The organism is Paenibacillus sp. FSL H8-0317 (assembly GCF_045040685.1).
Classification (GTDB): domain Bacteria; phylum Bacillota; class Bacilli; order Paenibacillales; family Paenibacillaceae; genus Paenibacillus.
This window is the reverse complement of sequence record NZ_CP150294.1, coordinates 1,549,597-1,569,431: the sequence shown is the minus strand read 5'-3', so window position 1 is coordinate 1,569,431 and position 19,835 is coordinate 1,549,597. Positions and strand designations below refer to the sequence as shown.

At 44.9% G+C, this 19,835-nt stretch carries 18 protein-coding genes; 2 read left to right on the top strand and 16 right to left on the bottom strand.

Annotation, left to right across the window (positions count from 1 at the left end; translation table 11 throughout):
* Nucleotides 1-11 precede the first annotated feature (11 nt).
* The 9 genes from MHB43_RS07040 to MHB43_RS07000 all read right to left on the bottom strand — a co-directional run bounded on the left by MHB43_RS07040 (nt 12) and on the right by MHB43_RS07000 (nt 10,567).
* Nucleotides 12-833, bottom strand: a complete 822-nt coding sequence (locus MHB43_RS07040; RefSeq protein ID WP_036669010.1) for a carbohydrate ABC transporter permease — start codon at nt 831-833, stop codon at nt 12-14.
* On the bottom strand, nt 830-1,792 hold the full coding sequence (locus tag MHB43_RS07035) for a sugar ABC transporter permease (protein WP_339182746.1): 963 nt from the start codon (nt 1,790-1,792) through the stop codon (nt 830-832). The genes MHB43_RS07040 and MHB43_RS07035 overlap by 4 nt, the downstream gene beginning before the upstream one ends.
* 343 nt (nt 1,793-2,135) lie before the next feature.
* Complete coding sequence (locus MHB43_RS07030; RefSeq protein ID WP_405131609.1) at nt 2,136-3,953, bottom strand: APC family permease; 1,818 nt, start codon at nt 3,951-3,953, stop codon at nt 2,136-2,138.
* 278 nt (nt 3,954-4,231) lie between these two features.
* A complete protein-coding gene (gene rhaD / locus MHB43_RS07025) occupies nt 4,232-5,077 on the bottom strand; it encodes a rhamnulose-1-phosphate aldolase (RefSeq protein WP_221819149.1) in 846 nt (281 codons plus the stop codon).
* Between the two features lie 436 nt (nt 5,078-5,513).
* Entirely contained in the window at nt 5,514-6,035 is a 522-nt protein-coding gene (locus tag MHB43_RS07020; protein WP_221819148.1) for a GNAT family N-acetyltransferase, read from the bottom strand.
* Between the two features lie 1,482 nt (nt 6,036-7,517).
* Complete coding sequence (locus MHB43_RS07015; protein WP_101314123.1) at nt 7,518-7,805, bottom strand: hypothetical protein; 288 nt, start codon at nt 7,803-7,805, stop codon at nt 7,518-7,520.
* A 191-nt stretch (nt 7,806-7,996) separates the two neighbouring features.
* Nucleotides 7,997-8,485, bottom strand: coding sequence for a DinB family protein (locus MHB43_RS07010; RefSeq protein ID WP_221819146.1), 489 nt, complete (start codon nt 8,483-8,485; stop codon nt 7,997-7,999).
* 27 nt (nt 8,486-8,512) lie between these two features.
* Complete coding sequence (locus MHB43_RS07005) at nt 8,513-9,448, bottom strand: helix-turn-helix domain-containing protein (RefSeq protein WP_221819145.1); 936 nt, start codon at nt 9,446-9,448, stop codon at nt 8,513-8,515.
* A gap of 240 nt (nt 9,449-9,688) precedes the next feature.
* A complete protein-coding gene (locus MHB43_RS07000) occupies nt 9,689-10,567 on the bottom strand; it encodes an AraC family ligand binding domain-containing protein (protein ID WP_405131608.1) in 879 nt (292 codons plus the stop codon).
* Nucleotides 10,568-10,648: 81 nt separating this feature from the next.
* Here MHB43_RS07000 and MHB43_RS06995 point away from each other — a divergent pair, with 81 nt between their 5' ends.
* Together MHB43_RS06995 and MHB43_RS06990 are read left to right on the top strand one after the other, a co-directional pair.
* A complete protein-coding gene (locus MHB43_RS06995) occupies nt 10,649-13,768 on the top strand; it encodes a glycoside hydrolase family 2 TIM barrel-domain containing protein (protein ID WP_339182739.1) in 3,120 nt (1,039 codons plus the stop codon).
* Nucleotides 13,769-13,984: 216 nt separating this feature from the next.
* On the top strand, nt 13,985-14,605 hold the full coding sequence (locus tag MHB43_RS06990) for a hypothetical protein (RefSeq protein WP_405131607.1): 621 nt from the start codon (nt 13,985-13,987) through the stop codon (nt 14,603-14,605).
* A 118-nt stretch (nt 14,606-14,723) separates the two neighbouring features.
* Here the strand turns inward: MHB43_RS06990 and MHB43_RS06985 are convergent, their stop codons facing one another.
* The 7 genes from MHB43_RS06985 to tatA form a co-directional block, all read right to left on the bottom strand.
* Nucleotides 14,724-15,071, bottom strand: coding sequence for a hypothetical protein (locus tag MHB43_RS06985; RefSeq protein ID WP_405131606.1), 348 nt, complete (start codon nt 15,069-15,071; stop codon nt 14,724-14,726).
* Between the two features lie 132 nt (nt 15,072-15,203).
* Nucleotides 15,204-15,446: a hypothetical protein gene (locus tag MHB43_RS06980; RefSeq protein ID WP_260632582.1), complete on the bottom strand. Its 243-nt coding sequence runs from the start codon at nt 15,444-15,446 to the stop codon at nt 15,204-15,206.
* Nucleotides 15,447-15,563: 117 nt separating this feature from the next.
* On the bottom strand, nt 15,564-16,004 hold the full coding sequence (locus tag MHB43_RS06975) for a hypothetical protein (RefSeq protein ID WP_221819140.1): 441 nt from the start codon (nt 16,002-16,004) through the stop codon (nt 15,564-15,566).
* Nucleotides 16,005-16,208: 204 nt separating this feature from the next.
* Nucleotides 16,209-17,843 (bottom strand): chaperonin GroEL, encoded by a 1,635-nt coding sequence (gene groL / locus MHB43_RS06970; RefSeq protein WP_036611259.1) that lies wholly within the window; start codon nt 17,841-17,843, stop codon nt 16,209-16,211.
* 73 nt (nt 17,844-17,916) lie between these two features.
* A complete protein-coding gene (gene groES, locus MHB43_RS06965) occupies nt 17,917-18,198 on the bottom strand; it encodes a co-chaperone GroES (RefSeq protein ID WP_017690077.1) in 282 nt (93 codons plus the stop codon).
* Nucleotides 18,199-18,597: 399 nt separating this feature from the next.
* Complete coding sequence (gene tatC / locus MHB43_RS06960) at nt 18,598-19,380, bottom strand: twin-arginine translocase subunit TatC (RefSeq protein WP_405131605.1); 783 nt, start codon at nt 19,378-19,380, stop codon at nt 18,598-18,600.
* Nucleotides 19,381-19,458: 78 nt separating this feature from the next.
* Nucleotides 19,459-19,707, bottom strand: coding sequence for a twin-arginine translocase TatA/TatE family subunit (tatA, locus tag MHB43_RS06955; RefSeq protein WP_036611264.1), 249 nt, complete (start codon nt 19,705-19,707; stop codon nt 19,459-19,461).
* Between the last annotated feature and the right edge of the window lie 128 nt (nt 19,708-19,835).

Sequence of the window (19,835 nt, the reverse complement as noted above, 5' to 3'; positions counted from 1 at the left end):
CCTTACCCCTCTCACCCCTTCAGCGCGCCTGCGGCCATTCCGCGGACAAGCTGTTTCAACCCGAAGATCAATAACAGTAAGGATGGTAGAATGACCATGGCTGTTCCGGCAAATACCAGATTCCACGCTGTGGATTCCTGGAACTCCAGCATCGAGATTCCGATCTGTGCGGTTCTCATTTCCGGTGTGTTTGTCACCAGCAGCGGCCAGAGATACGAATTGTACATGCTTAAGAATGAATAGATTGCCAGTGTTCCAAGTGCCGGACGGGACAAAGGCAAGACGTGCGATATGAAATAGCGAATATGACCACAACCGTCGATCCTCGCTGCCTCGAACAATTCCTTGGGCAGTTGCATGAAGAACTGTCTTAGCAGGAATGTACCAAACGCCGTTGCCAGAAACGGCACGGTAAGCCCCTGGTAACTATCCAGCCAGCCCCAGCTGCGAACTGTCAGGTAGTTGGGGATCATCGTCACTTCCCACGGAATCATCATCGTTGCGACAAACATGCTGAAGATGACGTTTTTGCCTTTGAACTGCATTTTCGCAAAAGCATAGGCTGCCATACTCGCTGTAATCAATTGACCAAGCGTTGTCAGTCCTGCGACAAGAAAGGTATTGCCGATAAATCGGCCGATCGGAACAATATCAAATACTTCGCTAAAGTTGGACAGATCGATGGAATTTGGAATGATATGCGGCGGATAAGCACTCGCATCTTCCGGCGTCATGACGGCCATGAAAAAGGTGTACATCACCGGATACAGTACAAGTGCTGCACAGATCGTCAGTAATACATACAACAGCGTTTTGGTCCATGTCGCACTCATTGGTAATGCACTTTCCTTTCTACCCATTTGAACTGGATCAGGGTCAGCAGCATAATCACCACGAACAGGATCAGTGCCTGTGCACTACCTGTACCAAAGCGGAAATTAACAAAGGCTTCCTGATAGATGGAATAGACAAAAACATTTGTACTGTCCATCGGGCCACCCCGGGTTAGAATGTTGATCTGACCAAACGATTGAAAAGCACCAATGATCGATACGACCGTAACAAAGAATAACGTAGGTGACAGGAGCGGCATCGAGATTTTGCGAAAAGTAAGTACTGGACCTGCGCCGTCAATCTTGGCACTTTCATAGATCTCATCCGGGATGCCTGCCAGACCACTGGATAGAATAATGTAGTTGAACCCTAGATTCATCCAGATTGTCATGATGGAGATCGAGATTAACGCCCAATCCGGGCTGGTAAGCCAAGGAATTGGATCAATACCTACTTTGCCAAGCAGATAATTCAGCATGCCCAGGGTCGGATGGAATAGAAACTTCCAGATCACCGCTGACGAACCGACGGATAACACCACGGGCAGAGAAAATACAAATTGGAACACACGCATTCCCTTGAACCGGTTGTGAGTCAGTGCAGCCAGAATCAGAGCAGCCAACATGCCTGTGGGGACTGTAAACAGGACAAATAGTAATGTCACTTTCATCCCTTGCATAAACAGTCCTGATTGGAACACGTCCTTGAAATTATCCAGTCCTACATAAGCCGCAATCTGCCCCGTCGGATCTGTGGAATGCAGACTGAGATACACAGATTTAAACATCGGGTAAAACAGAAACACTGCAAACAAAAGCAGCGATGGTGCCAGGAAACCATAGGCCAGCATATTCTCCCGCATTCGCTGCACACGCAGCGAGGCTGTCCGGCGCTCACTCGTACCGGATACGCGCCGTTTGGCGGCGGGCAAGCTGATCCGGTTATCAAGCTCACTCATCGGATTTTCTTCCCCCTTGTTTCACGCATTCAGTGTGTGTGAGATGTTACATTAACTTCAGCACCACGTTATCTAGTGTAAGAGTCGAATGTCACAGCAAAATTCATTCTGAATCAACGTAACGTTAATCATGGACAAGGGACTTTACGCAAATGTGTATCCATTCGAAAGCGGTATCCAGACCGGATTTCATGACAAAAAACCGCAAGAACTCCCCTGTTTGGAGATGTCCCTGCAGTTTGATGTGTAAATAGAATATGAACGTTTGCCTATTAATGAACGTGACTCATTTTACAATAATCTGTAAATCTTCCAAACGAGGTGAAGCGATTAACCGTTCGAGTTAACGATTAAGATGATATGGCACCGTGGTGACAATCACGTCTTTGTAATTGATCAGATAGGCCCGGATCATGAAGCTGGTCTGGTTGTGCAGTACATTTTGCCACCAGTGCTTGGTGATGAATTGTGGAATTAGAATGGTGATATGATCGGTCTCGGCCGTTTTCCACTCTACGGTATCAATGAATTTCTTGAGCGGCCCCATAATGCTACGGTATCTGGATTTGATCACGACCAGACGAACGCCTGGATTCCACTCTTCCCACTTCTGCTCCATCTTGCGTATCGCCTCATCATCAAATCCAATGTACAGCGCGACCACGTGATCCGACATCGTCTGGGCGTAACTGATCGTATTCATGACGACCCGGGTAATGCCCGCAACAGGAATGACTATCGTATTGCCTTTCTTGGCTGGCTTATCTACCTGAATATCAATCCGCAGCTCATCGGCAATGTTGCAATAATGACGGTGAATACGCATGAACACATAAACAACGAGTGGCAAAAAGATAAAGATGACCCATGTCTGCGTGAATTTGGTGAAAATAAAGATCAGGGTAATCGATAATGTAGTCAGCATACCGATGGTATTGACCAGCAACTTCATCTGCCAGCCAGACGGCTTCACTTTGATCCAGCGAATCATCATACCGAGCTGTGACAGAGTAAATGGAATGAACACCCCTACCGCATAGAGCGGAATCAGGCTTTCCGTATTTCCTTTGAACCCGACCACCAGCAGCGCAGACATCACACTGAGGAAAATGATCCCGTTTGAGAAACCAAGGCGGTCTCCTCTGACCATAAATGCATGCGGCATGTATTTATCCTTTGCCATCATGAAGGATAACAGCGGAAAAGCCGAATAAGCTGTGTTGGCTGCCAGGAACAGGATCAGTGCCGTTACACCCTGGATGATAAAATACATCGTGCCCCTGCCAAACGTCGCTTCAGCAATCTGGGAAATGACCGTTGCTTTGGGATCAGGCTTCACTCCGTACCCATAAGCCAGTAAGGTGATGCCGATGAACATGGCTCCCAATATACAACCCATAAGTAGTAATGTACCCGCGGCATTTTTCTCGGCAGGCTGCTTGAAGTTCGGGATCGCGTTACTTACCGCTTCCACACCAGTCAAGGCCGAACAACCGGAGCTGAATGCTTTCAATAATAGAAACATACTCACATGGGATAGACTTGTTCCGAATTCAGGTGCAGCTGCTTCCATCCCCCCGGCAAGAAATTTGATTCCGCCCGAAATAATCAGAACCGCAATTGAAAAAATAAACAGATAGATCGGGATCGCCAGCACAGACGCTGACTCCGTTACTCCCCGCAAATTCATAATCGTTAGAAAAACTATCATAATGAGTGCAATCACAACACTGTAGTCATGCAGCATAGGAAAAGCCGACGTAATCGCATCCGTCCCTGCCGACGAACTTACCGCAACGGTCAGAATATAATCGACCAGCAGAGATCCTCCGGCAATCAGACTGGATGTTGTACCCAGGTTATCCTTGGCTACGATATAAGCGCCGCCCCCTGTTGGATAAGCAAATATCGTCTGGCGATATGAAAAAATTAAAATGACGAGTAATCCCAGCACGGCGATGGAAATCGGAACGGAGTACCACAGGGCGGCGAATCCGGCCGCAACGAGCACCAGCAAAATCTGTTCCGTACCGTAGGCAACGGACGATAGGGCATCCGAGGACAGGATGGCGAGTGCCTTCCATTTCCCCAATTTTTCTCCATCCAGTTCAGCCGATTTCATGGGCTTGCCTATTAAGATTCTCTTCATTTTGCCAAGCATGATCATAACTTCCTTCCGTCTCTCATCTGTGAAGCATTGTTATTATGCAAAATCGCAGAGCCATTGACAATACGTCATTTCACCCGAAATTCGCCAGCGCGTGATAATGCATTCTACGATTCAATAATCGATAACAAAGCCATTCTTGTTCAGCAATTTGAACTTTTTTGAACCAAAATGACGATTGTTCGCCAAAAAAAAGGAAATGGCCTTTGGTTCAATGAACCAAAGACCACTTCCTTGATTTATGCGTTGACTATATTGCAATAAAACATCCTTTAACTACCCAGAATGCCGGGACGAGGAGTAACACCAAACGCTTGTGCCAGTGTGGTCAGCTGCTCATCTGTAATTCTCTGCCGGATCTCGTGACCAGCAACCAGCATATACACTTGGGCTGCCTTCTCGATGGTTTCAATCAGACCAAAAGCCTCGTCAATCGTTGTGCCCGTTCCGAAGATGCCATGTTGCGGCCAGATCACCGCGTGGTATTCTTTCATTTTCTTAGCCGTTTCGCGCCCAATCTCATTCGATCCAGGGATCATCCAAGGAATAATGCCGATCCCATCCGGGAATACAACCACACACTCCGTGCACATCTGCCAGAGGGTCTTCGTGAATTTTGCCTCATCCAATTCGTGGATAAACGTCATCGCCAGCACATGAGTCGCATGATTGTGCATAACAACACGGTGGTTCGGGTCCAATTTCAGACGTTCAATATGGCTCATGAAATGCGTAGGTAATTCACTTGTTGGATTCGCCCCCGACTCCAATCCCCAGAGCACTTCCAGCTCCTGACCATCTTGCGATACACGCAGCAACCCCAGGTTGCTTTCGGGATCAGCGAGTACATTTTTGAAATATTTACCCGATGCTGTCACGATAAAATACTTGCCTGCCAGCTCTTGCACCGAAAATGCCGGTTTGATCTTGCGAATCACATGCTGGATATCGATATATTTGGCTACTTCCTCTTCCTCCAGCAGATAGCTGACATTACCACCATTGCGCTCATCCCAGCCATTTTTCCACATATGTTGAGTAATTTCAGCCATCTCACGGACAAATGGAATATGGAAACCTGCAGCCTGCGTTGTTTCATTGGTAAGGGTCACGTTCATGATCAATCTCTCCTTATATTGAAAATCAAATGGCTTGCCACGTACATAGTAAGTTCCTTATTTCACATTCATTATACCTTTGTTTATCTTTGATAGTCAATAATAAACACAGAAATATACTTTTATTTGTTTTTGTTTAGTTTTGTTTATTTGAAAATAAAACAAAAAAATACCCCACCGGCGCCCGGCGGGGTCAGTCACACATCTATTTAACACGAGAAGGGGTTTACAAGAGTTATCATACCTCTGCTACCTTAATAGAAGCTGAAAGCGAAATAAAAAAAGCATGAAACATATATCCTCTTTGGACAATAAAAAGGAGATAGACCTATGGCAGTCCTTTCTACAGGCCCGATTGAGAACAACATGGTATTCGGATCAAGACTCACCCAATCGCCTAACACGCAATCCCTGTCCTTCATTGGCCGGGGGTTTCTTATTTTCGCAGCATATACGATGGATGCATCTTCCCTGTCGGTTCATAGCGTTCATCACCTGTATACTCAAATCCCAGCTTGATCAAGATGTGACGTGACACTTCATTATCCGGATGATGCCCCGCAAACAGTGCCTTCACGTTCATTTTGTCAAAGGCATACGCAATCACCGCACGCGCTGCTTCCTGGGCATACCCTTTCCCCCAGTGATCCCGGGTTAGATGAAACCCCAATTCATAGATCTCCTCTTCAGGAGAATACGGACGCAGGCCACAGCAACCGACAAACACCTCCGACTCTTTCTCAAAAAGGGGCCAATATTGCACACCCGCTTCCTTCTGCCTTTGAATCTCCTGTGTCAATCGCGCTTCTACCTCATCCTCGCTCAGAAATCCCTTGCTGCTAATCCACTTGGCAACCTCATGATCGCCCCACAATGCAAACGCCAGCGCACGATCTCCTTCGTTCCAAGTCCCACATACCAACCGTTTGGTTTCAAATAAGATGGTCCTGTTCATCATCGACTAACCTCCTGTATGCCAACACCAGTCTGCGTGCCGCCTATACCTTAAATTAATCGAATGACCGCCAAAGTAAACAAGCCTGTATAAAGGCACTGTTAAAGTTTAAAGGTAATACGCATTTATTATTTACTCAACTTTCGCACTTAAAATAATGAGTCAACCCCCTTGTGGGCCTAAGAAGATTTAAACAGTACTGTTTCTAGTGACAAAAAAACACTTCTCTTGTTTGGTATCATGGAAGTGTGGATCAACCATAAAAAGAAAGGTGTGTAAATGGGCTGTTTTTTGTATACTACAAGAATGGATTTTTGGTTTACCCAGCTATATCAAGGTGATTTAAGCTGGGGAAGTTGAGTAACAATTTTATCAATATTCATTTCTTACTTTCAATTTACATCTTTTCTTAACTTCACCCCTTCTATCTTTTAATAAGGGGGTTCTAGGTTGGAACTAACGTCAATCTACAATTACTAACAGATCACAATTCATTTACTGTACCACAACCATAAGGTTGGCAAGTCTGAATTTTCGAAACAGTATTAATAAATCCAGTATAATCATGATATCTCCTGCTAATGCCTGTGGAGCGTAACTGAGATCTTCATAAATGGGTCTAACTTTTTTGATTGCATAATTCACTTCGCCGGTTTGCAGATTTTCATACTTTACTTGCTATCATCGACTTTTGTAATTTTCAACTCATCTTCTCCATTTGAATCGGTCGCAATATAGTAATTGTCATATTGAACTAATGTAGAACCATCTGTAAAAGTTACAGAATTACTGGTTGTGCTTTCAACTAATCTAAGAGGCTTTTATCCACTTGTGACACTGGCAAAGAAGATGGTAAATCTACCTGATCCTGAGCAAAAGCTGGTAGTGAGATAGATGTAGAGAGCAGAACTCCCGCAAAAAATGTTTTAGAAATTTTTTCTTTACTTCTATTTCTTCTTTTTCCTGAAGAAATCGAACTTGATCACATAATCAAAAAGAGACGTAATTACAATAGCTCCAATTGGAATCAATAAATAAATCCAAAACGGATTATTTGGAGCTTCACCAGGGGGGGGCATCAGTTAAAAAAACATAAAGAACAACACAATAAATTATGGCCACTACAATACCTGTTATGTTTCTATTTTTCATAGTTGTTTTCCACCTCTTGTTCATAGAAATTCAAAATATTATATTTCCCACCCAAATATACTATAACACACATTTGGAATAATTTACCTATTCTATCTATTACTTTATAATATCGATTGTAAAATACTAGATTCTGTGAAGCCAGATCTCCACTACATACGGCAACCTATGGCGGGTTATTTCTTTTATAATTTTAATTAGGAAGCGGCAAGTAATTTATTAACTTTTATTATCTCAAAATCCCCTTTTAAACCTATGTATATCCATTTTAAAAAAGAAGACCCCTGCCGACAAGATGTCCGACAGAGGCCATTCCATTCAAGTTCACACCAATTACAAATCTCCTACGGCGAATTGAATTGTTCCGGAAGCTGCGCCTCCAAGGTTAGCTAATAAGGCAAAAACCAGAACTCCACCTGCCGAAATGGTAAGACTGCTGTTTACAGGAACAACGTAAGTGACTACTGGTGCATTAACACGTGTGATCACGAGAGATACTGGAAAAGGTCCAAAGTTGTTCACTGTAGCGCTGGCATTGGTACCTCCAGCCAAGTTTTCATAGTAGGACTTGCCTACGCCGGCTGGAAGATTGTAAAACTGTTGTGGTAAAAGGATGGCCATTGAAATCACCTCCTTTTTGCTTTGATACGGTATTCTATGCTTGAAATCTATTAAAGCAACGGTGAATTACCAGCGTCATAATGTCCAATTTTGATAGACTTTATAGATTAATAGACGACTGTACGCAAAAAAGGCCCCACCGGACCATCCGGTAGAGCCAACTAAGCTTACTTTAAATATAACAAGTTTAATTACGCATACAGCATGAAAAAGTTCAGTTCATGGCCCTGCTGCTTGAGATAGTTATACAGCTGCGAACGGTGATGGAATACATGCGTTACCGTTTCAATCTGCCATTGAACCTGCAAGTGACCATGTTCCATATAAAAAGCTTTCGTTGAACGATTCAAAAAGTCATCTTCGCTCAATCCCGTGATATAGGCTTTGTAGGATTCGAAATTGCTCCATAACGTTGCTTCAAGCTTCTCGATATCCTCAATCCCCGACAGACTATTCTCCACCAGACCAACCTCAGCTTCACCTTTTTCCTGCATAATAGCAAGATCGGATGCGGTAATCTGGATAAAATGATGCACTAGCTCCACCAAAGAACGCATATTCTCCTGTGGACGATAAGACCACTCCTCCGAACGGATCAAGCGAATTAACGAAGCTCCCGTCCGTACGCCTGTTTCCAATTCATTTAACAAGTGATCCCGAATCTGCAATGTTCCATTCATATATGATGTCTCCCTTATCTTTTATTCTCACGACTTCAGTATAACCGAAGGTGCTACAGATCTATTGTACAAATCGGACAACATTCTGCCATACTCCCTGGCTGCTGTCAACGGAGTCTCTCCATAAAACTTGCGAAATTGCCGAATCAGATGGGCTTGGTCAAAAAATCCATGATTCTGGGCAAGCATTGCCCAGTCTGCCGTGTTCCCCTGATGAATATCACTCAGCACACGATGAAAACGAACCACCTCACTGAATCGCTTGGGGCTGATTCCGACCCATTCCGAGAACTTGCGATGCAACTGCCGTTCACTGATCACTTCACGCATCGCCAGCTCTTGGACACTCATACGTCCCCCATCTATAAAGATACGGTGCAGCACATTTTTCATCAGATCGTTCTCAGATGTACTTGCCTGCACCGACAGCGGACTCAAATACGCATTCATAACCTCTACTCGTTCTGCAAAACGATTCGTTTCGGCCATCCGTTCCTGAAGCTCATTCAGCTTCTCCGGCCAACATTCCTGAAGTGCAATTCGCTTATCCGTAAACCACTCCAGAGGCATGCCATGGAAGACATGCGCTCCACCCGGGAAGAACCGGACACCAAAGGTGTAGTCTCCAGCAGGGGAACCATCATCGGATGGCTCAGGCACAGCGAACGGCTGTGTATAATTGCCACAGTAAGCATAGGAGTGCTCTGAACAGACTGGGTCATATGTAATCAGCATGTCCGTGCAACCATCCGGCAATACCCGTGCAGGTACCGTTGTCATCGATCGCTCTGGACCTTCTCTCTTAGCAACATCCGCATATGTGTTCGGAAGAGATCCTGATTCCCAATAACAGGCCACATAAGCCATCAGACCGGCAGCAGGTATTTTCTCAACATAATAACTGTTAGGGTACGTTCCATTCATCTGAATAGGTTTAAACAACGGGTGCAAGCTGTGATCCACAATTCCATCCTCCGGTCACTAGAGTTGGTTACACATTATGTATTCATCTATCATACCACCAACCGAAGATATGAAGAAAAAAAGTGCCCTACCGGAGGACAATCCGATAGGGCCAGTCACACATCTATTTAACACGAGAAGGGGTTTACAGGACTTATCTTACCTTCCCAACCTTAATGGAAACTGAAATTAGGATGAATAACAGATCAAAATTCAAAATGAATACCAGCATTCAGACTTTCAATTCAGCCCGTGCAGTTTGCGAAAACGTTCTGGACTCATGCCTGTATGCCTTTTGAACATCGCACAGAAATAACTGGCATTCTCGTAACCCACCCGATCAGCAACTTCATATATTCGAAGCTCTCTCTCACTGAACATAAGTTGTTTGCTTCGATTGATCCGTTCCTGGTTCACGTAAAATACAGGTCTAGTATGGAGTGCCCTCTGAAAGAGCCTGCACAAATATTGGGGAGAGACCACAGCCACATCGGCCAGTTCCTTCAGGGAAAGTGAACGATCCAGATGCTCTGCGATATAACGCAGCACAGGCTTCAAACGCTCCAGTTCATCATTATAATTGGCTGATGCGATGAGTAGTGGCTTCAGATCCAGCAGAAGGGCATATAATTGTTTGGAGCATTCAACATCGTAATCTGCGTAATCCGTATCTCCTCCATTCTCTCCTCTAACCAGAAGTTGCTCCAGGCCACGCAGCAGCGTTGCTGTCCTGAGTCTGCATACGCGTGAGCCGGTTATCCCCGCATATGACAATAACTGGCTGGCCTCTCTCCCCTGAAACGAGACCCAAGCCAGCTCCCACCGATCACTGATGGGCATATATCGATGCGGGACATCAGGATACAGAAAGAAAACGTCACCTGGTCCAACGATATACTCGTCCTCTTGTATAATCAGTCTCCCCTGACCATGAATAATCTGGTGGATCTGATAATCCGGGAATCCCTCTGGACGCTCAGTTTCATATTGGTGTTCCCAGTAACCGACCGTGGTCATATAGATCGGCAGGCGAGCAGCTTCTTCTGTTTTACCAAAAAAAATCCGGGTATCCATCCAGTACACCACTTTCTCCATCGTTAGTTTCATATTGTGATACATATGGGCAATATTCTTTATTCTCTAAGTCATCATTCAATTCTATAATGACAATATTATAACATTTCAGAAGGAGTTGCTGTTATGCGAAAGAAACTGGTACACACCCCCCCGGCAAATGGATACCCGGAATGGAACAATAATCCCGAGACTTTTCAAGTAAACCGTCTACCCGCACATGCTTCTATGGTAGCGTTTCCATCTATAGCAGAAGCATTGTCCAATGATTCCAGCGCATCGCCATGGTACGAATCACTGAATGGTCAGTGGAAGTTTGCCTTTGCGGAGACACCGGAGCAACGGATTACATCCTTTTATGAGAACAACTATGATGCCAGTGAATGGGATGAGATCGCCGTTCCTTCCAACTGGCAGTTGCAAGGTTACGATTATCCCCAATATACAAATATGACGTATCCGTGGGTCGAGCGTGAGCCTGAACTGAAGCCACCATTTGCACCAACAACCTATAATCCTGTGGGTTCATATATCCGTACGTTTACTGTTCCTGCAGACTGGAAAGACCGGCCTGTCCTGCTGCACTTTGAGGGTGTTGAATCGGCCTTTTATGTATGGGTGAACGGGGAGCTGGTCGGTTATAGCGAAGACACGTTCACACCAGCAGAATTTGATATCACTCCGTATCTGACCGAAGGTGAGAACAAGCTCGCTGTAGAGGTATATCGCTGGTGTGATGCAAGCTGGCTGGAGAATCAGGATTTCTGGCGGTTAAGCGGAATCTTCCGTGGTGTATATTTGCATTCACCTTCACCAGTTCAGATCGCCGATTTCTTTGTTCGTACTGAACTGGATGACGCGTATCAGGATGCGGAGCTACTTCTGGACCTGAAGTTATTTAACCATAATGCCGCGCAGCCCCCTAGCGGATTGTCCGTTCAGGCGCAGCTCTATGATGCACAGCAGCAGACTGTACTGAAGCAACCCCTTACTGCGGCCGTTACTTTCCAGGGTGTGGATGAACTTTCATTCCAGTTGTCAGCAGAGGTTATCAATCCGCTTCTATGGAGCGCCGAGACCCCTCATCTATATACACTTGTGCTGTCCATTCAGAATGAATCGGGTGAAACACTGGAGGCTGTTCGCAGCCGGATCGGATTCCGCAAGTTTGAACTGAAGGACGGCCTGATGCAAATCAACGGTAAACGCATTGTGTTCAAAGGCGTCAATCGTCATGAATTTTCACCGGATACCGGTCGGGCTATTGGGCGGGAAGACATGATCCGTGACATCGAGCTGATGAAGTCCTATAACGTTAACGCGGTGCGTACATCCCATTATCCGAATCAGTCACTCTGGTACGAACTGTGTGATGAATACGGCCTCTATGTCATTGACGAAACGAATCTGGAAACCCACGGTACTTGGTACTATGGGCAAAAGGAAATGAATGAAAACAATATTCCCGCGAGTAAACCGGAATGGCGTAGTAATGTAATAGATCGCTGTAACTCGATGTTCCAGCGGGACAAAAACCATCCGTCTGTTATTATCTGGTCTCTGGGTAATGAATCCTTCGGCGGCGATAACTTCATCGCCATGTACGATTATCTGAAACAAGTCGATCCAACCCGTCTCGTTCATTATGAAGGCACCTTCCATTATCGCCCTTCTGATTCGGCAAGTGATATTGAATCGACAATGTATATCAGCCCACAAGATGTGGAGCAATACGCGCGCATGAAGGGTCCGAAGAAACCTTATATTATCTGCGAATACAGCCATGCCATGGGTAACTCCTGTGGAGGTCTGCATCTGTATTGGGAGTTGTTCGATAAATATGATGTGTTGCAGGGTGCTTTCATCTGGGACTGGGTCGATCAGTCCATTCGTACCACTACGGCAGATGGTGTAGAATATTATGCTTATGGCGGCGATTTCGGTGAATCCCCTCATGATGGCAATTTCTGCGGGAACGGACTGATTCTGGCCGATAAGACGGTTACACCGAAGCTGGAAGAAGTGAAGAAATGTTATCAGAACGTTCGTATGGAAACCGTTGATGTCAAAGACGGCCTGCTGCGCATCCGAAACCAGTTCCTGTTCACGGATCTGAGCGAATATTCGCTCGTATGGACAGTAACACACGATGGAAAGTCTGTAGAGAATGGCACGTTGGACATCGCGGTACCTCCTGGTGAATCGGCTGAAGTCCGCATCCCTTACACGCCATCGTCCGATCTGTTCCAGGAAGCAGTGCTGACTGTATCTCTGGTTACCAAAGTGGCAACCAAATGGGCAGGAGTAGGTCATGAGATTGCTTGGGATCAATTCGTGGTATCTCCGCGATTACGTCCAATCCAACCGGTACACCAAGGGCAAGGCAATGCGCTGCAGGTACAGGATCTGCAAGATGAATTGAAAGTGACTACAGGCCAAGCCAACTTGAGCTTCAATCCAGCCACTGGCGCGTTAACGTCCTATCAAATCAACAATCAGGAACAATTGCTCGCACCTGTTCGGCCAAATTTCTGGAGAGCCATGACAGACAATGATCTGGGGAACCGCTTGAATGAGCGTTCTGCGTTCTGGAGAGATGCTCACGCTACCAACAGATTAATTCGCTTCGAGCACCATGCAGACGAGCAAGGCATTCTCGTGACGACCGATTATACGTGGGATCAACATCCGGGATGTACGCTGTCCATCACATACCGAATTGATGTGGATGGTATATTGGAAATCAGTCAAACCCTTATTCCAGGCGTAGACTTACCTGATCTACCGGAATTCGGTATGCTGATGCAACTGAATAACAGTCTGGATACGATATCCTGGTACGGCAGAGGACCGCATGACAACTACGCAGACCGTCTGACCAGTGCACGTCTCGGTTATTACACAGGTGCGGTTCGAGATCAATTTGTTCCATATCTGAAACCACAAGAGTGTGGTAACAAAACGGATGTACGCTTTGCTGAAATTGCGTCAGTGGATGGTCAGCTTGGCCTTCATGTTGAAGCCACCATACCCTTTGAAATTAATGCGTTGCCGTGGACACCGGAGGAACTGGAAGCAAACGACCATGTGTACAAATTACCTCAAAGCACGCAGACTGTCGCTCGCATCAATTACAAACAAATGGGTGTTGGCGGAGATGACAGCTGGGGAGCACGTACCCACGCTGAATACACCTTGCCAGCCAACCGCGCGTATCACTTCACCTTTACGGTAAGACCTGTATAACACCAAGCAAGCACTGCTGGCAGTATGCCGGCAGTGCTTTTTTTGTTGGGGCAGTGGGTAGTGAGAGTTTGAAGTTTTCCATGGGAACATTATAATGAATGAGGTGCAAGCACGATTTTCCCAACAATTACTCTATTACGAGGTGAGACTTTGCAATATCTGTTTACCACTCTCTTCATTCTTGGCTTTATTACTTTTGTGGGATTTCTTGTTCTGATGATCTTATCTATTCGCAAAGGTAATAGGTTGCCGATCAGATATATTTTTCTAACGACGGCCTGTTTTGCGATTGCTTTAATAGGTTTGTATGGGACGCTGACTTTATCTTCGAACTCTACTCAGTCTGAAATAGATCAGACCCCTTCATCCCAGATTAAACTCTCTGGCTTCCACATGACTGCCGATGAATTTAAAAACAAGTTTAATGGCGCTGTAGGCAAATACCGACTGAATGGTTTGAGTATTACCCGCTTGAATATACTGGACTCTTCCGAGCAGGGCACTGGCTCTTTCGAGTATGTATTTAATGACGAATTGCGTTTGGTTGGTGCAGTGAATGCAGATGAGAGCATACAGGAAGTCAGGTTATACAGAACTGGTGATACGCGTAAACCAACAGGTGGAATTCTTTTGACTGCTATCGCCACACTCATTCTCACAACCAATAGTGAGTACTCGTATAACGATGCACAAGATGTCATCCAGGATATCGGACTATTGGATCGCGATGTGAATCAGCCTGATTTTGATGGAAGGACGGTTCGCAACGGATTGGAATATCGCTTCAGCGTACAGGATCATGATCACTCGATTTTCAAAATAACTGTTGAGAAATGAGATACGATTGTGCAAAAAGGCCGCTCCATGAAGGAACGGCCTGACGTGTGATAAGTACTATAGGAGTGATTCAGTAATTGCCACCAAACCAATGATGAACACCTCCCGAATGAGAGAGTTACTCAAAAGTTACAATCTCGCTCTGATTGTTCCAACTCATTCTAAAGGTAATTGGGTCTTTCGTTTTCTCCGCCTCAGTAACCGTTCCCGACATACTGAATGGTACCTCTTGTTCTTCAAGCGCTTTCCCCTGTTGTTCTATATTATTGCCGGTAAGGTCAAACACAAAATCTTTTATACGCTTTTCATCACCTATATAAGTAATACTATAGCTCCCTGTTGATCTCTGTAGAGAAACATCCCAGTTATCGCTCTTTCCGTGTAACCTATCATCCGCACCACAAGCTGACAAAATAGATACAATTAATATAATACAAAGAATCCATGGCAATTTAAATAATTTCATAAAATCCCTCCAATACAATAAAATAACCAAAAATTGAAAAATCAATCTCCATAAACGGCCGATAAATCAATTGGCCAGATTATCAGATCAGATCTAAGCTAGGTTACGTGTGATAAATCATGTATGTGTTACCTATCTTGTGTATCGATCAATGTCATCGATCGCAGACTCGTGCTCTCTTCGATGATGATCTTCATGCTGCCGAACGTCGTTCTTTAACTTTGCTAAGAATCCCCAGCCCATAAAGGCAAGTATAAGTACGGTAATCAGTGCATAAGCAAAGCTATATAAATTCATAAAAAAGTTGATAAAAATTGCAGCGAGCATCAAGCCCAGAATCCATAATGTCCACTTTGTACCCTTTCTCAAAATCATTTCCTCCTCAAGTCGTTGCTGATAAGCTCTCTATGTATCACAGTACATACGAAATCATAGAAACAAGGTTTCAATCTCAGGGCTTCAAATCTGCATTTAGAGCGAATTACCGAATCTTTAATTAACATCAGTTCCAAGAGAAACATCCAATATGCCAGACATCCCTTGCGCAGAAGAGGTACTTACATAATACGAACCCGTCGACAATGCTTTGTCACTATAATATGTATGCTCTTTTCCATCTGCTGGAACACTGCCAGACGTTATCGCGGTTCCACTAGTAGATCCTTCATTGATCGTGAACGTGAAGTGTTTCGAACCCGTGTTTTTAAAACTCACTTTCACATAACTAAACCCTGTTGGAATATCAAACCAATGCGTATTTGTAGTACCTGCGAAATCCTCATTATTGATTACTGTGAGTGTCGTTAATGGAGTATCACTAACTTCATTTACTTTTACAAATTTTCGCTCGGAATCAGAAGTGAAATTATAAATTAAGATAATAACAGCAACAGACATCAAAACTGCTAATATCATTTTTCTAATATGTTTCATGATATATGCCCTCCATATCTCTTAATACTGACTTTGATTATACCAATATTCAACAACACAAAAACCACTCCTTAATAATTTCTAAGAAGTGGTTTTTGTATTATTTATAATTTGTAACAGTGACTGCTTCACAAATTCTTGTCACATCGTAACGAGAATTGGCTCTGCCAGGCACATGATGCTTTAGAGGTTTTTACACCTTTATTACATCATGCCGCCCATTCCACCCATACCGCCCATGTCAGGCATTCCGCCACCAGCACCTGCTGGTTCTGGTTTGTCAGCGATAACTGCTTCAGTAGTCAAGAACATTGCTGCTACGGAAGCCGCGTTTTGCAATGCATAACGAGTTACTTTCGCAGGGTCAACGATACCAGCTTCGATCATGTTAACCCACTCGCCAGTTGCAGCGTTGAAGCCGATTCCCGTTTGTTCTTTTTTCAGACGTTCCACGATTACGGAACCTTCTTCGCCAGCGTTAGCTGCGATTGTGCGGATTGGTGCTTCCAGAGCACGCAGGACGATGTTTACGCCTGTTTGCTCGTCACCGGACAGAGCTACAGCCGCAACCGCGCTATATACGTTCATGAGCGCTGTACCACCACCGGATACGATACCTTCTTCAACCGCAGCGCGAGTTGCGTTCAGGGCATCTTCGATGCGAAGTTTGCGTTCTTTCAATTCTGTTTCAGTAGCCGCACCAACTTTGATTACTGCTACACCGCCGGACAATTTAGCCAGACGCTCTTGCAGTTTCTCTTTGTCGAACTCGGAAGTTGTTTCTTCCAGTTGTGTACGGATTTGGCTAACACGTGCATCGATATCGGATTTGTTACCAGCACCGTCAACGATGATTGTGTTTTCTTTTGTTACACGGATTTGGCGAGCTGTACCCAGTTGTTCCACAACAGCGGATTTCAGGTCCAGACCCAGTTCTTCCGTGATCAATTGGCCACCAGTGAGGGCAGCGATGTCTTGCAGCATTGCTTTACGACGGTCACCAAATCCTGGAGCTTTAACAGCTACAGCATTGAATGTACCACGCAATTTGTTCACAACCAGCATAGCCAGTGCTTCGCCTTCGATATCTTCAGCGATCAATACCAGCGGTTTGCCTTGTTGAACGATTTTCTCAAGCAATGGCAAGATGTCTTGCGTGCTGGAGATTTTTTTATCTGTGATCAAGATGTACGGATTGTCCAAAACAGCTTCCATTTTGTCCGTATCAGTGATCATGTAAGGAGAGATGTATCCACGGTCGAATTGCATACCTTCAACCACTTCAAGCTCTGTAGCGAATCCTTTGGATTCTTCTACTGTGATAACGCCATCTTTACCCACTTTTTCCATAGCTTCAGCGATCAGTTCGCCTACTTCTTCGTCAGCTGCAGAGATTGCTGCAACTTGTGCGATGGATTGTTTGGAATCGATTGGTTTGGAGATGGATTGCAATTCAGCAACCGCAGCTTTAACCGCTTTGTCGATCCCTTTACGGATACCGATTGGGCTAGCGCCTGCAGTTACGTTTTTCAGACCTTCTGTGATCAGCGCTTGCGCCAATACAGTTGCTGTTGTAGTACCGTCACCGGCAACATCGTTGGTTTTCGTTGCTACTTCTTTAACCAGTTGTGCACCCATGTTCTCGAATGCATCTTCCAGTTCGATTTCTTTAGCAATGGTTACACCATCGTTAGTGATGAGCGGGCTTCCGAATTTTTTCTCCAGAACCACGTTACGGCCTTTAGGACCGAGTGTTACTTTTACTGCATTAGCCAATGCGTCCACACCACGAAGCATGGAGCGACGAGCGTCTTCACTGAATTTAATGTCTTTAGCCATCTTAAGAAAACCTCCCTAGTTTTTGTTGAAAAATGGTGGTGCTATATGGTTCGGTTATCCGATTAAATTTGAATTAGTCGAGAATCGCGTGAATATCGCTCTCTTTCATAATCAAATATTCTTTACCTTCGAATTTGATTTCTGTACCGGCATATTTGGAGAAAATAACGCGATCTCCTTCTTTCACTTCCAGAGCTACACGTACGCCGTCTTTCAATACTCCAGCACCAACTGCAATGATTCTACCCTCTTGCGGTTTTTCTTTGGCGGAGTCCGGGAGTACGATCCCGAAAGAAGTTGTTTGTTCTTGCTCCAGTGGTTCTACCAATACGCGTTCACCTAAAGGTCTGATCATGAAAAATAGCCTCCTTTTGAAATTATATAACGTTACATTGTAGGTTGTAGCCATATGTATTAGCACTCGACAGTGTTCAGTGCTAACAACCAACTTTATGATACTCAACTTGAAGCATGATTTCAAGTCCTTTTGACGAATTCCTGCGAGAATTTACGTTGAATTTACACAAACATAGCCAAATTACACCCGCTGTGCCTGGTTCTATGTTGCAATTCACTAATCTTATTCTACGAAATTGTTTAGCCCTTCTGCAACGTTAGCAGACAGTCCCTTTCCCATTGTATCCATTGTTGAACATAATATGCCTGCTTGTCCTGTAGTTTGGTCGGCAGTCTACAGAAATAGCCCGGATAAGAACATACCGTCTTTTCCGGGCACATTACAGCTTATCCTCATTCAGCCTGCATGTTTCTTATCCTCGGCACGAACGTAGCGGGATTCGATCTCTTCATCGGCTGCAAGCTGCTTGCGGTATACGATTGCGGATAATAACACACTGATCTCATATAACAGGAGCAAGGGAATCATCACCAGCAGATCGGAAATAAAGTCTGGAGGTGTAATGACCACTGCAATGAAGATCAAGACAAAATAAGCAACTCTGCGCATCTTGCGAAGGCGAATTGGATTCAGAATCCGCAGTCCTGTCAGAAACATAATAAATAAAGGAAGTTCAAATAACAGGGACACAGGCAGCACAATACCAAACAGGAAGCTGAAATACTGTTTCATCCCGTAGGTCTCCACAAGCCCCATCTTCTCCGTAATTGCTGTTGTGAAGGCAAGTGCCATCGGAAATATAACATAATACGAGAAAGCCATACCTGTCAGAAATAAAAGAAACACATAGGGCACATACTTCAGCGTTGCTTTTCGTTCGCGCGGCTTTAGTCCTGGACTAACAAACTTCCAGATCTGATACACCGTAAACGGCAGCGTAATAATAAGTGAAAACAAACCGGCAATCTTCATGTAGATGCCTATCCCATCCCAGAACGAGAAGGCATGTAATACAAAACCTTTTGCCGACTCTGCCTTGGTCAGATATTGGTATACCGGGTCCGCCACAAAAAATCCTGCAATTAGGCCCAGCACAAATATACTTAATACGTAGATCAGCCGCTTCCGCAGCTCACTCAGATGTTCCGTAATCGACATTTCTTCCATTTGCTGCGTCATGCCTGCCCCCCATTATTGCCAGCTTAAAATACAAAACCCTTCCGGCAGGAAGGGATTTCTCTTTCATTGCCGTCAAGATTATTCCGGCAGGCGTTTATCAGCAGGCTTGTCTGCAGGTGTGCTCTCAGCCGCCAGCGGTTTCGCCTTCTCCTGCTCTTTGCGATTGGACGAGTCATCCTCAGAGATAATCTCGCGAGCGCCCTCTTTGAATTCACGGAAGGTACGCCCAACTGCACGTCCCAGTTCCGGAAGTTTGTTGGGTCCAAACAACAACAATGCAATCACGGCCAGCAAAATAAAACCCGTTGGTCCAATGGAACTTAACATTGATAATCCTCCTCGTCTCAAGCTTCGAAGATGCGCATACTCGGCCAGATGTTCATAGATGTCTCTGCTGCGTTCTTAATTTAAGCCCATCATACCATAGATGTAACCACTTACATAACCCGCAAAAT

Bases quoted from the DNA above. Each gene is read 5' to 3' on its own strand.
- MHB43_RS07000 (WP_405131608.1), bottom strand. From the start codon at position 10,567: ATGTATCACAATATGAAACTAACGATGGAGAAAGTGGTGTACTGGATG.
- MHB43_RS07030 (WP_405131609.1), bottom strand. From the start codon at position 3,953: ATGCTTGGCAAAATGAAGAGAATCTTAATAGGCAAGCCCATGAAATCG.
- MHB43_RS06980 (WP_260632582.1), bottom strand. From the start codon at position 15,446: ATGATTTTGAGAAAGGGTACAAAGTGGACATTATGGATTCTGGGCTTG.
- MHB43_RS06990 (WP_405131607.1), top strand. From the start codon at position 13,985: ATGATCTTATCTATTCGCAAAGGTAATAGGTTGCCGATCAGATATATT.
- MHB43_RS07020 (WP_221819148.1), bottom strand. From the start codon at position 6,035: ATGATGAACAGGACCATCTTATTTGAAACCAAACGGTTGGTATGTGGG.
- rhaD (WP_221819149.1), bottom strand. From the start codon at position 5,077: ATGAACGTGACCCTTACCAATGAAACAACGCAGGCTGCAGGTTTCCAT.
- tatA (WP_036611264.1), bottom strand. From the start codon at position 19,707: ATGTTAAGTTCCATTGGACCAACGGGTTTTATTTTGCTGGCCGTGATT.
- groL (WP_036611259.1), bottom strand. From the start codon at position 17,843: ATGGCTAAAGACATTAAATTCAGTGAAGACGCTCGTCGCTCCATGCTT.
- MHB43_RS07040 (WP_036669010.1), bottom strand. From the start codon at position 833: ATGAGTGCGACATGGACCAAAACGCTGTTGTATGTATTACTGACGATC.
- MHB43_RS06975 (WP_221819140.1), bottom strand. From the start codon at position 16,004: ATGAAACATATTAGAAAAATGATATTAGCAGTTTTGATGTCTGTTGCT.
- tatC (WP_405131605.1), bottom strand. From the start codon at position 19,380: ATGACGCAGCAAATGGAAGAAATGTCGATTACGGAACATCTGAGTGAG.
- groES (WP_017690077.1), bottom strand. From the start codon at position 18,198: ATGATCAGACCTTTAGGTGAACGCGTATTGGTAGAACCACTGGAGCAA.
- MHB43_RS07010 (WP_221819146.1), bottom strand. From the start codon at position 8,485: ATGAATGGAACATTGCAGATTCGGGATCACTTGTTAAATGAATTGGAA.
- MHB43_RS06985 (WP_405131606.1), bottom strand. From the start codon at position 15,071: ATGAAATTATTTAAATTGCCATGGATTCTTTGTATTATATTAATTGTA.
- MHB43_RS07015 (WP_101314123.1), bottom strand. From the start codon at position 7,805: ATGGCCATCCTTTTACCACAACAGTTTTACAATCTTCCAGCCGGCGTA.
- MHB43_RS07035 (WP_339182746.1), bottom strand. From the start codon at position 1,792: ATGAGTGAGCTTGATAACCGGATCAGCTTGCCCGCCGCCAAACGGCGC.
- MHB43_RS06995 (WP_339182739.1), top strand. From the start codon at position 10,649: ATGCGAAAGAAACTGGTACACACCCCCCCGGCAAATGGATACCCGGAA.